We start from the raw sequence: 12487 nt of genomic DNA on the forward strand, positions 1-12487 counted from the left end.
TAGTATGAAAAAATTATATATTTTATGGAGGTATATATGAATAATAAAACAATACCTTTGTCTGTTTTAGATTTGGTTCCTATTAATGAAGGAAATAGTATTAGTCAAGCTATGAAAGATAGTACAAATTTAGCAAAATCAGTTGAAGAGTTTGGATATAGTAGATATTGGATAGCAGAACACCATAATTTCAGTTCAATAGCAAGTGCTGCTACTTCTGTTTTATTAAGTCATATTGGAGCAAAGACAAGTAAAATAAGAATTGGTTCTGGTGGGATTATGTTACCAAATCATGCTCCCTTAGTAATTGCAGAACAGTTTGGTACATTGGAGTCTTTATATCCAAATAGAATTGATTTAGGTTTAGGAAGAGCTCCTGGAACAGATAGACAAACTATGTTAGCATTAAGAAGAGATGCAAATAGTGGTTTTGATTTTCCTATGATGCTTGAAGATTTACAATTCTATTTATCGAATAAAGCAGGAAAACACACAATAAAAGCTATTCCTGGTTATGGTCTTAATATTCCTATATGGTTGTTAGGTTCAAGTACTTTTAGTGCAAAACTTGCGGGAGAAAAAGGATTGCCTTTTGCCTTTGCATCACATTTTGCACCAGATTCAATGTATGATGCAATAAATACATATAAAGCAAGTTTTAAACCATCTTCTCAATTGAATAAACCTTATATTATTATTTGTATAAATGCAGTTTGTGCAAATAGTGATGATGAAGCTAAATTTTTAGCAACAACTGAATATCAACAGTTTCTTTATTTACATAGAGGTGATGATAAACTTGTACAAAAACCAACTGAAAATATGAATAGTTTATGGGAAGATTGGGAAGAAAATAGTATTAAACATAAATTAAGAGAATCAATTTGGGGATCACCAAATACTGTAAAAAGAAGACTTGAAAGTCTTGTAGAAAAAACAGATGCCAATGAAATTATGATTAATAGTTGGATTTATGATAATAAAAAAAGAGTTAAATCTTATGAATTAATATCTAAAGCTTGGGGAATAGCATAATTTTAATTTGCTGTTCTTTTTAGTTTAATTTTAAAATAAATGATTGGATTTTAATTTATTATTTTATTATAAATTAAATATTAAAATATTAATTATATTAGTTTTGTAATTAAAAAAAACCCTTTTTTTTGGTAATATATTACATCTGAATAAAAGGGTAACTTTGCCAAGAAAAAAGTTAAAAAAAATACTTCCAACTCATGAAAAAATAGAAAAACAGAAATTTTTAAAAATATTTGGAAAACTTTTACAAAAAAGAGAAATTTGGAGTCTTTCAAGAAGAAAAGTAGCATTAGGTGTATTTATAGGTATTTTTGTTGCTTGTATACCAATGCCTTTTCAAATGGTTTTAGCTACGTTTTTGGCAATAGTGTTTAATGCAAATTTTCCTATTAGTTTTGCACTTATATTCGTAAGTAACCCACTTACAATGCCTCCTCTTTTTTATTTTGAATATGAAATAGGAAACTTTATATTTCAAGTAAAAAATCCAATAACATTTGATTTTAAATCTATGTATGATAACTTAGATCAAATTGCACTTAGCCTATATTCTGGGGCTTTAGTTTTAGGTATAATTGCTGCTTTTATTTGCTTTTATTTAACTAATTTTTATTGGATTAAGACTGTAAGAAAAAATAGAAATCAAAGATAAAATTCATTTTATTTATTGTATATATATAATAAAAAGAGTTTATATGAGTCTTTATTATGTAAAAAAAGAAATTGAAGGTCTTGAAATAGTTGTAAAAGATGCAAAAAGTGATTTTACATTTGAAACAGGGCATAATTTTAGAGTACGATATAAATATAAAGATGATGATATTTTATATGCAACAATATGTAAATTTTATGGTGGTATTTGGTATATAACGGCAAATCCACAAAACTTTTTTCCATATATTAATAGCAATGAAATAGAAAAAAGAAGAAGTCTTGAAAATATACAAGGGCTTTATAGTTGGGGAAAATATTTTATTCACCAATTAGAAAAAATCAATTTTTTTTATTCAGGACTTTGGCATATGGATTTTTATCTTCCAAGCCAAAAAGAAAAAAAGTTCATATGTATTAGTTCCTCTTCTCCTATTTTTGATTTTGAAAAAACTTTTGATTTTAATGATTACCGATATTTGGATTGGTATGGTGAAGATAATGGAATGATTTTAAATATAAAAGAGCAGCAAGATGATAATTCATCTAGAGTGAAATTCTATAGAAAGAAAGTTCTTGATGGTTCTTTACCTCCTATCTTATTACAATTTATTCCTACATTAGATGCTTTTATTATATTAGATGGTCATTGTAGATATAAAGCTTCTTTGCTAGAAGGGATTTTACCAAAATTAATTGTTGTAAATGGTGTAAAAAAAATTATTGTAAAAGAAGATGAACAAAGAAAGCAAAAAGTATTAGAAGGAATTGAAAAAAACAAAAATAAAATTAATGTTTCAAAAAGAATGGGAGTGAAAAAATTAAATGATTTATTAATTAATATTTATGGTGATAAAGAATTTTATACTTCTCATTTTAAAGGAAAAGCAGTTTTTAATTTTAATGAAAAATGGCAAAATATTATTGAAAATAGACTAGATGGATATGAAGATTTAGAAAATATTTTACAAAGAAAAGAGTATTAAATACTCTTTTTACTTTTTTTAATTAAATCAAGTTTTATTTGCCAAAGTTTTTCAGATAAATCTACATAATATTTATGAGGATTATCAAACCTTAAAACTTCATCCCATAGTGACTCTTGTTCTTGTTTTGCATGTTCTCTTATTTGCTTAAGAGTTGGTACTTTATATACTAATTTACCATTTTTATATATTGTCTCTTTGATATCTTTAATTGTAAATTCTTCAAAAGTTTTTGTTTTCCATGTATGTTCTGGATCAAATATAGTTAATGGTTTATTTTCATCTATTTTTTCGTCATATACAGTTATTAAATCAGCTTTTGCTTTTTTTGTATCTTTGTCATATATTCTATATAATTTTTTAAAGTGAGGTGTTGTTATTTTTACTGGATTATCACTTATTTTTATCTTTGGAGTAATTACATTCTCTTCTGATTCTATTGCACATAATTTATAAATCCCCCCAAATACAGGATTACTTTTTGCAGTGACAAGTCTTTCTCCTACTCCAAAAATATCAATTGGAGCCCCTTGGTTTAATAAAGCTTCAATCAAGTATTCATCTAATGCATTACTAACTACAATTTTACACATAGATAAACCTGCATCATCAAGCATTTTTCTAGATTGTTTTGATAAATATGTTAAGTCTCCAGAATCGATTCTAATGGCAAAATTATTTATGTTTTTGGGTAATAACTCCTCTTTTATAACTTTTATTGCATTTGGAATCCCTGATTTTAATGTATTATATGTATCAACAAGTAAAGTAGCATTATTAGGATATGTTTTAACATATTCTCTAAAAGCTTCTTCTTCTGTATCAAACATTTGAACCCAAGAATGAGCCATAGTTCCACTACAAGGAATTCCATATAAACAATCTGCTAAAGTATTGCTTGTTGCATCAATTCCTGCAATATATGCAGCCCTTGAACCATTGTTTGCACTACTAACTCCATGAGCTCTTCTTGCACCCATTTCTAATACAGTTCTACCTTTTGCTGCTCTTTTAATTCTACTTGATTTTGTAGCAATTAATGATTGATGATTGAAGCATAATAAGAGATAAGTTTCTAAAAGCTGAGCTTCTACTAAATTTGCTTTTATTGTGAGAACCGGTTCATTTGGGAATATTACAGTACCTTCTTTTACACAATAAATATCTCCTGAAAACTTAAAATTTTTTAGATATTCAATAAAATCATCACTAAATAAATTTTGATTTTTTAAGTATTGTAAATCTTCTTGTGTAAATTCAAAATTTTCAATATATTTAATTATACTACCTAGTCCAGCAAAAATTGCATAGCCACCTTCATCAGGAATCTTTCTAAAAGACATGTCAAAATAGACTGTCTTATCTTTTAATTTTGAATTAAAATAGCCATTTGCCATTGTAAATTCATAAAAGTCAATTAGCATAGTTCTGTTTCTTTTTGTATTATTCATTTTTCTCTTTCAAAATTTTTGTTAAAAATTATTATATCTATAAAATTTCTTTGAATGCCTATTATAACACAATTAAAAAGAATAAAATTTAAATTTAGTAACTTTAAAAATATTTTTGTATAAATTGTAGACAATTATTGTAGACAATAAATAAATACAAAATGATACTATATTTTTAACAATTTAAATATATGAAGGAGATAATATGAAAAAGTTTGTAAGGTTAGGATTTTTAGTTAGTTTGATTTGTGGAAGTTTGCTAGCTCAAGATACAATTAAAATCGGCTTTGTAGGTACGCTTTCTGGAGCAAATGCTGCATGGGGTACTTCAAATGTAAGATCAATGGAAACATCAGCAGACATATATAATAAAAATGGTGGTGTAGAAATTGGTGGCAAAAAATACAAAGTAGAGATTGTACCTTTTGATGATGCTTTCGATCCAAAGATTGCAGTTGCTGGTATGGAAAAAATGGCACAAGAAGGTATTAAATATGTTGTTGGTCCAAATGATGATGCCCAAGCAATTGCAGTAAAACCAATAGCAGAGAGAAATAAAATTGTATATTTTCCATATGCCTTTGATAAAAGTTTATATGTAAAACCAGCAAACTATGCTGTATTTGGAATGATTGCTTCATATCAATGGGAACCATCAGTTTATAAATGGTTAAAAGATAATAAAGATGTTAAATCTGTAGCATTTATTGCAGCAAATGCAGCTGATCCATTAAACCAAAGAGATAATGGTATTAAAATTGCCCAAGACTTAGGTTTAAAAGTTGTTGAAGCAAAAGCTACATATAAAGCTGACACTAGAGATTTCTTTTCAGTAATTACTCCAATTATTAAGAAAAAACCTGACCTTTTAGTTCTATCAGGAGTATCTCCTGCTACTGCGCCACTTATTATTAAAACAGCCAGACAATTAGGTTTTAAAGGTTATATGGCAGCAGGAACTGCTCTTGATGCAAGTATTTTAAAAGAGGGTGCTGGAGATGCAGCAAATGGATTTATTTGTCAAGGTGGAGCAGATGCTTCAATTCAATCAGAGAAAATGGAAAAATGGGTTGAGCACTATACTAATAAATATGGTGAATACAACGATGAGTCAAATACAAAAGTATTTGCTTTAGAATATATTTTAGCTGTGATGAAATCAAATCCAAAAGCTATCAATGATGCCGATGAGTTTTTAAAGACTGTAGATTCAGGTTGGTCAGCACCAAACCTTTTCTTTAAAGACAAAGATGCAAAACTTAAATTTGTAGGAAAAACTACATTTGGTCAAAATAGACAGTTAGGGGTTCCTTTAACTCCAAAAATTTACAAAAATGGAAAGTTTGAAACACTATTCGTAGGTCAAGCAGATTAATTTAGAAGAGGTATCTTTTGATACCTCTATTATGAAAAATAGGGAATTAATTTTATGGAACAAATACTACTCAATGGTTTAATTACAGGTGCTCAATATGCCCTTATTGCATTAGGTTTAACACTAATATTCTCACTTATGAGTATATTAAACTTTGCACATGGACAAATGTATGTTTTAGGTGCATTTGTAACTTACTATGTTTATGGGAAACTAGGATTTCCTTTTATTGTAGCTATTATTGCTTCGGGTTTAACATTAGCACTAATAGGTGCCATATTTGAAAAATATCTTTTCAATACCGTCTTAAAAAGATCTGTTAGAGAAGAGAGTTCAATGCTTCTTGCTGCTGGTACTGCTTTTTTCTTAGATTCATTAATACTAATTGTATTTGGAGAGAAACAAAGAAGTGTTCCAGCACTTGTTGATGGAGTATTTTTTGGTGAAGATTATGGAATAGATTTAATCATCCCTTATAACAGAGTTGTAATTGGTTTGATTGCAATAGTTTTAATTGTTTCATTTATTCTATTTATGCAATATTCAAAACCAGGTCGAGCTATGAGAGCTTTAGCACAAGATAAAACAGCTGCTCAGCTAATGGGAGTTGATTTAGATAAATATAGTCTTATTGGTTTTGCCCTTGGAGCAATGCTTGCTGGTGTTGCAGGAAGTTTACTTGTAACTATTACTGGCGTAAATTCTGGTATTGGTGGAGGTATCTCTATACAAGCCTTTACAATGATTATGATTGGTGGTGCTGGAGTTATTTCAGGTGCTATTTTAGGTGGATTTATTTTAGGTTTAGTTGAGGCTTTTGGTCTATATTATCTTCCGGGAGATGTAACTTACCTTACTATATTTGTATGTTTAATGATATTCCTTACTCTTCGTCCACAAGGACTTATGGGTAAACCTTGGGGGTGATTTATGGAAAATAAAAGTTTTATATTAAAAGTAATAATTGCATTAATAGTTTTATTAATTGTTATACCTAGTGTTTTAGTTTTAACACAAAGAAATGATTACATTTATGGTATCACCTCTGTTGCTATACTTTCTATGATTAGTGCAGGGGTTTGGTTAACTTTCTATATGGGAAGAATCAATATTGGACAAGGAGCTTATGCTTTAATTGGAGCGTATACTACAGCTGTTTTAGTTACACAATTAGAGTTATCATTTTGGATATCTATTTTTTTAGCTGGATTTGTGGCTGCTTTTTTTAGTATCTTAATTGGTTTACCAATTTTAAGATTAAAAGGTGTGTATTTTTCAATGATTACACTAACTTTAACTGAAGTTGTAAAACTATTAGCTATTGCATTGGTTCCAATTACAAATGGTCCAAGAGGTATTACAAATATTCCACTTCCAGGAGAATTAAGTATTTTTGGACTAACACTTATTCCAGATTTTGCCACTATGGAAAACAGTAAAATTGGATTTTATTATCTTGCAGTTGTTTCTATGATTATCACTTTTGCAATAATGTATAGACTTACAAAATCAAGAATGGGAATTTTACTTAGGTCTTTACAACAAAATGAAGAGTTAGCTTCATCTTTTGGGGTAAATATTGCTTACTTAAGAGTTATATCTTATGCTATTGCTTCATTTTTTGGTGGAGTTGGAGGAGCAATTTTTATTAACTTAACTCAATCTGTTTATCCAACTACTTTCCAAGTAGCAGATTCTATTAATTATATGCTTTATACATTTCTTGGTGGTTTAGCATATGTATTTGGACCAATATTAGGTTCTTTTGTATTGTATTTCTCTTGGGATTTATTATTTATCTTCAAAGAGTATCAATTATTAATTTACTCAGGAATTATGATTATCATAATGGTATTTTTACCAAATGGAATTTTGAGTTTAAGGTTTAAAAAATGAGAAAAAGAATTTTAGAAATAAATAACCTATCTAAAAAATTTGGTTCTTTATATGCAGTAAATGATGTAACATTTGAGGTATATGAAGGGGAGATTTTATCTGTAATTGGTCCAAATGGAGCAGGAAAATCTACAACATTTAAACTAATCTCTTCTTTTTTAAAACCAAGTTCTGGGGAAGTGATTTTTAATAGAGAAAAGATATCTGGTTTAAAACCACATATTGTAGCAAGAAAAGGTGTAGTTAGAACCTTTCAAGAAACAACAGTTTTTAAAAGTATGAGTGTTAGAGATAATATTATTATAGCCCACCAATTACAAGCAAAATCAAATCTTTTGGGTTTTTTCTTTAATACAAGATTAGCAAAATCTGATAATGAAAGATTTGGTAAATCTGCCGATGAGATTATTGATTTCCTTGGATTAACTGATGTAAAAGATGAACTTGCATCAAACCTTCCACATGGTCTTTTAAGAGGTTTAGGTATCGCAAATGCACTTGCTTGTAAACCAAAAGTCTTGCTTCTAGATGAGCCATTTGCTGGAATGAATCACGATGAAACAAGAAGATGTATGGATATGGTTAAGCAGATTAAAAACTCAGGGGTTACTGTACTTTTAGTTGAACACGATATGCCAGCAGTTATGGAAATATCAGACAGAATAGTGGTAATTAGTTTTGGTGAAAAAATAGCAGAAGGGAAACCTGCTGAGATTCAAAAAAACCCTAAAGTAATAGAAGCTTACTTAGGTGTAGAAGATGAAGAGTTAGGAATTTAACATGGCATTATTAGAGTGTAAAGATTTAGAGATAAACTACGACCAAGTAAGAGCAGTAAAAAAAGTAAATTTAAGTCTTGAAGAGGGTGAAACTATCACTTTAATTGGAGCAAATGGAGCTGGAAAATCTTCAATTCTAAAAGCAATAACAGGTCTTAAAAAACCAAGTTCAGGTGAAGTGATTTTCAATGGTGAAAGTCTAAATGGAGTAAGTCCTTCAACAATAGTTGAAAAGGGAATTGCAATGACTCCTGAGGGAAGAAGAGTTTTCCCATATATGAGTGTAAAAGACAACCTTCTAATGGGAGCATTTACAAGAAAAGATAAAGATGGAATCAAAGAGGATTTAGAAAAAGTTTTAGAAAAGTTTCCAAGACTTAAAGAAAGATTCAAACAACAGGCAAGCACTATGAGTGGTGGAGAACAACAAATGATGGTTATTGGGCGTGCTCTTATGTCTAGACCCAAAGTTTTACTTATGGATGAACCCAGTCTTGGTATTGCCCCAAAACTAGTTCAAGATATTGCAAGATCGATTGTACAAATCAATAAAGAGGATAAAGTCTCTGTTATCCTAGTTGAACAAAACTCAAGAATGGCACTTAAAGTTTCAAATAGAGCTTATGCTATGCAACTTGGAGAAGTATTATTAAGTGGAAACTCAAAAGATTTAATGCACGATGAACGAATAATTGAACTATACTTAGGAGGAACTCACTAATGAAATTAGCAATTATAAACCCAAACTCTACAGAATCTATGACAAAAAAGTGTGAAGAAGTTGCCTTGAAATTTAAAAATCCTAATACCCAAGTTTGGGCTTCAAATCCTACAAATACTCCAAAAAGTATTGAAGGACATTTTGATGAAGTAAAAAGTTTAATGGGACTAATGAATGAAATCAAAAAAGCGAAAGAGTGGGGAGCAGATGCTTATGTGATTGCTTGCTTTGATGACCCAGGATTGGAAGGTGCAAGGGAGCTTGTAGATGGTCCTGTTATAGGTATTTGTGAAGCAGCTATGCATATGACTTCAATTGTTTCTTCTAGTTTTTCGGTGGTAACAACTTTAAATAGAGCTATTCCAATTATTGAAGAGTTATCCTACAAATATGGTATGGATAAATTTTGTAGAAAAGTAAGAGCAGCTGATATTCCAGTTCTTTCTTTAGAAGATGGCACTTGTAATGCAATGGAAAAAATAGAGAGTGAAATTTTAAAAGCAGTCAAAGAAGATAATTGTGAAGCAATTATTTTAGGATGCGCTGGAATGGCTGATTTAACGATTGAATTATCAAAAAGGTGTAATATTCCAGTTATTGATGGTGTTTTATGTGCAATTAAGATGGCTGAATCAATGGTTGGAGCAAAACTAATGACAAGCAAAATAAATGCATATGCCTATCCTATTGAAAAGTGAGAAAACATTAGCTTTATATGAGATAACTTTAACGTAAAATTTTGGTGTGCCGTTTATATTAATTGCATTGTGGTTATTGTTTACAGAAACTAGAATGTAAATTATAATATAATAAACTAATATAAAATGGAAAAAAAGTAGGAGAAACTTTTAATGAATAAAAAAGATTTATTTACTTTAGAAGATAATATTGTAAATTTTATATTTGATGCGATTTTTACAAAAAATCTTCAACCAGGTACTAAATTATCAGAAAGTGTTTTAGCAAAAGAATTAAACACAAGTAGAGATGTTGTAAGGAAAGCATTCAGCAAACTACAAACTATGGGCATTTTAAGTTATAAAAAAAATCAAGGTTTTAATGTCGTTTGGATTAGTGAAGAGAATGCAAAAGATATTTTTGCAACAAGAAAAATAATTGAAGCAGGTATTGTTGAAATTGTTACAAAAAGACATTCAAAGGAAAATTTAGACTTATCTGCACTTTTAGAAAATATTGATACAGAAGAATACTTAAAATTATCTTATAGAAATGGGGAATATGTTAAATCATCTTGTGATTTTCATTTAAATTTAGCTGCATTAAGTGAAAATGAGTTTTTAATTAATGCACTTAAACCTTTAATCCCTTTAAGTATCCTTGCTGCTTTAATTTATGAAGATGAAAATACAGATTTCTCTTCATATGATGAACATAGAGTTTTAATTGAGACAATTAAAAGCAATAATGTTAGTAATGCAAAAAATGTTATGCTAGAACATTTAGACCATTGCCTTGATATTTTAGATTTTAATTTAGATACAATTAATAAAAAGAATAAATTTCTTTTTGCTAACTAATTATTTTTATTACCTATCTTTAAAACAAATGTATAAAAAATAAACAAAGATTGTAGACAATCATTGTAGACAATCTGATAAAATAATCTCATAAATAAATTTAAAAAGTGATTTTTACTTTTTTATGAGAGATAAAATGAATAATAACAACTACCCTAGAGATTTAATCGGTTACTCAAATGAACCAATAAATCCAAAATGGCCAAACAATGCAAAAGTTGCACTTCAATTTGTATTAAATTATGAAGAAGGTGCAGAAAACTGCATTCTACATGGAGATGAAGCTTCAGAAGTATTTCTTTCAGAAATGAACAACCCACAAGCTTTTATAGGACAAAGACACAAATCAATGGAGTCATTATATGAATATGGCTCAAGAGTTGGGGTGTGGAGAATCTTAGAACTTTTCAAAGATTTTGATATCCCTGTTACAATCTTCGCTGTAGCAATGGCAGTTGCTAGAAATCCTAAACTTGCTGAATACCTTGCCCTTAACAACTATGATATATGTTCACACGGTTATAGATGGATAAACTATCAAACAATTGAAGAGTCTATTGAAAGAGATCACCTTTATAAAAGTATTGAAATATTAGAAAAAATGTTTGGTACTAGACCACTTGGTTGGTACACAGGACGTGATAGTGAAAATACCAGAAAGATAGTTGTTGAAGAGGGTGGCTTTTTATATGACAGTGATGCATATAATGATGATTTACCATATTTTGCACCAGAAATTACTACAACAGAACACTTAGTAATTCCATATACAATGGATAACAATGACATGAGATTTATTTTTGGAGGATTTACTCATAGTAACCAGTTTTATAATTACCTAAAAGATAGTTTTGATGCTTTATACCTAGAAGGAAATAAGTCTCCTAAAATGATGAATATTGGAATGCACTGTAGAATATTAGGGAAACCTGGGCGAATCATGGCTATGAGAAGATTCTTAGAATATGTAAAAGGATTTGATGATGTTTGGTTTGCAACAAGAGGTGAAATTGCAAATCATTGGATTAATAATTTTGGAAATAAAGGAAAATAATGACAAATGTAGCAAGTTGTGAATTAGGTGCAGAAGTAATTTATACAACAGATGAATTTTTTGCAAGTGCAAATAGAATGTTAGTGGAAACTGAAGCTGTATTTAAAGATGAGTTTGATGATAATGGTCACTGGATGGATGGTTGGGAGACTAGAAGAAGAAGAGATGGTGGAAATGATTATTGTATTATCAAACTAGGAAACCTTTCAAAAATCAACTCATTTTTAGTTGATACTTCACACTTTAGAGGAAACTACCCTTTAGCTGTTTCAATAAAAGGTTATTGTGGAAAAAATAAAGATGATAAAACATTTTTAAAAGAGATTGATAGTGTTGAATGGGTTGAGTTATTAACTCAAAGTGATTTACAAGGAAATACTAAACATGACTTTGATTCACTTTCTCAAACTGAATTAACTCATCTAAGAGTTGATATTTACCCAGATGGTGGAATTGCAAGATTTAAAGCATTTGGTGAAATCTGTTTTGATGAAAAACTTTATGAGCAAGAAAATATCAATGTAGCTTCTATGAGAAATGGAGCAAGAGCGGTTTATACAAACAACGAATTCTTTGGTCCTTTAAGAAATATCTTAAAAGATAATGAAGCTATTAATATGGGTGATGGTTGGGAGACTAGAAGAAGAAGAGAACCAGGATTTGACTGGGGAATTATCGAATTAGCTAAGCCTGCAATTATTGATAATGTAATGATTGATACAAACTTTTTCAAAGGAAATTTTGCAGATAAATTTTCAATGAGTGCTGCATATTTAGAAGATACAACAGATAGTTCAGTTGTAACACAAAGTATGTTTTGGGAAGAGTTAGTAGAACCTCAAAAATTATCTATGCATAGTAAACATTATTATGATAAAAGCTTTTTGAAACATCAAAAACCAGTAACTCATATTAGAGTAAATATTTTTCCAGATGGTGGAATTTCAAGACTTAAATTATTTGGAAAATTTGTAAAAAAAGAAGATATTAAGGCTTAA

General features: G+C 29.2%; 13 protein-coding genes. 12 read left to right on the plus strand and 1 reads right to left on the minus strand.

Going from position 1 to position 12487, the window contains the following annotated elements:
* Nucleotides 1-36: 36 nt before the first annotated feature.
* The 3 genes from CRU93_RS04300 to CRU93_RS04310 all read left to right on the plus strand — a co-directional run bounded on the left by CRU93_RS04300 (nucleotide 37) and on the right by CRU93_RS04310 (nucleotide 2675).
* Complete coding sequence (locus CRU93_RS04300) at nucleotides 37-1035, plus strand: LLM class flavin-dependent oxidoreductase (protein WP_258238826.1); 999 nt, start codon at nucleotides 37-39, stop codon at nucleotides 1033-1035.
* 163 nt (nucleotides 1036-1198) lie between these two features.
* Nucleotides 1199-1690 carry a DUF2062 domain-containing protein gene (locus CRU93_RS04305; protein ID WP_164967615.1) on the plus strand — a complete coding sequence of 164 codons (492 nt, stop codon included), beginning with the start codon at nucleotides 1199-1201 and terminating at the stop codon, nucleotides 1688-1690.
* Nucleotides 1691-1733: 43 nt separating this feature from the next.
* Nucleotides 1734-2675 (plus strand): hypothetical protein, encoded by a 942-nt coding sequence (locus tag CRU93_RS04310; RefSeq protein ID WP_129102957.1) that lies wholly within the window; start codon nucleotides 1734-1736, stop codon nucleotides 2673-2675.
* Here the strand turns inward: CRU93_RS04310 and CRU93_RS04315 are convergent.
* A complete protein-coding gene (locus tag CRU93_RS04315) occupies nucleotides 2672-4126 on the minus strand; it encodes a nicotinate phosphoribosyltransferase (protein ID WP_129102958.1) in 1455 nt (484 codons plus the stop codon). The two genes, CRU93_RS04310 and CRU93_RS04315, sit on opposite strands and share 4 nt — an antisense overlap.
* 205 nt (nucleotides 4127-4331) lie before the next feature.
* On the opposite strand from CRU93_RS04315, the gene CRU93_RS04320 reads away from it, so the two are divergent.
* From CRU93_RS04320 to alc, 9 genes are all read left to right on the plus strand, one after another.
* Nucleotides 4332-5501: an ABC transporter substrate-binding protein gene (locus CRU93_RS04320; protein WP_129102959.1), complete on the plus strand. Its 1170-nt coding sequence runs from the start codon at nucleotides 4332-4334 to the stop codon at nucleotides 5499-5501.
* A 54-nt stretch (nucleotides 5502-5555) separates the two neighbouring features.
* Nucleotides 5556-6428, plus strand: coding sequence for a branched-chain amino acid ABC transporter permease (locus CRU93_RS04325; RefSeq protein WP_129102960.1), 873 nt, complete (start codon nucleotides 5556-5558; stop codon nucleotides 6426-6428).
* Between the two features lie 3 nt (nucleotides 6429-6431).
* Nucleotides 6432-7397 carry a branched-chain amino acid ABC transporter permease gene (locus tag CRU93_RS04330; RefSeq protein WP_129102961.1) on the plus strand — a complete coding sequence of 322 codons (966 nt, stop codon included), beginning with the start codon at nucleotides 6432-6434 and terminating at the stop codon, nucleotides 7395-7397.
* The gene (locus CRU93_RS04335; RefSeq protein ID WP_129102962.1) at nucleotides 7394-8176 is read left to right on the plus strand and encodes an ABC transporter ATP-binding protein; all 783 of its coding nucleotides are present in this window, start codon (nucleotides 7394-7396) and stop codon (nucleotides 8174-8176) included. Before CRU93_RS04330 ends, CRU93_RS04335 begins: the two co-directional genes overlap by 4 nt.
* A 1-nt stretch (nucleotide 8177) precedes the next feature.
* Nucleotides 8178-8897 carry an ABC transporter ATP-binding protein gene (locus CRU93_RS04340; protein WP_129102963.1) on the plus strand — a complete coding sequence of 240 codons (720 nt, stop codon included), beginning with the start codon at nucleotides 8178-8180 and terminating at the stop codon, nucleotides 8895-8897.
* Entirely contained in the window at nucleotides 8897-9595 is a 699-nt protein-coding gene (locus CRU93_RS04345; protein ID WP_129102964.1) for an aspartate/glutamate racemase family protein, read from the plus strand. The genes CRU93_RS04340 and CRU93_RS04345 overlap by 1 nt, the downstream gene beginning before the upstream one ends.
* Before the next feature lie 153 nt (nucleotides 9596-9748).
* Nucleotides 9749-10435, plus strand: coding sequence for a GntR family transcriptional regulator (locus tag CRU93_RS04350; RefSeq protein WP_129102965.1), 687 nt, complete (start codon nucleotides 9749-9751; stop codon nucleotides 10433-10435).
* A gap of 124 nt (nucleotides 10436-10559) precedes the next feature.
* The gene (gene puuE, locus CRU93_RS04355) at nucleotides 10560-11489 is read left to right on the plus strand and encodes an allantoinase PuuE (protein WP_129102966.1); all 930 of its coding nucleotides are present in this window, start codon (nucleotides 10560-10562) and stop codon (nucleotides 11487-11489) included.
* A complete protein-coding gene (gene alc, locus CRU93_RS04360) occupies nucleotides 11489-12487 on the plus strand; it encodes an allantoicase (RefSeq protein WP_129102967.1) in 999 nt (332 codons plus the stop codon). The genes puuE and alc overlap by 1 nt, the downstream gene beginning before the upstream one ends.

The organism is Arcobacter sp. CECT 8985, from assembly GCF_004116495.1.
GTDB lineage: Bacteria > Campylobacterota > Campylobacteria > Campylobacterales > Arcobacteraceae > Malaciobacter.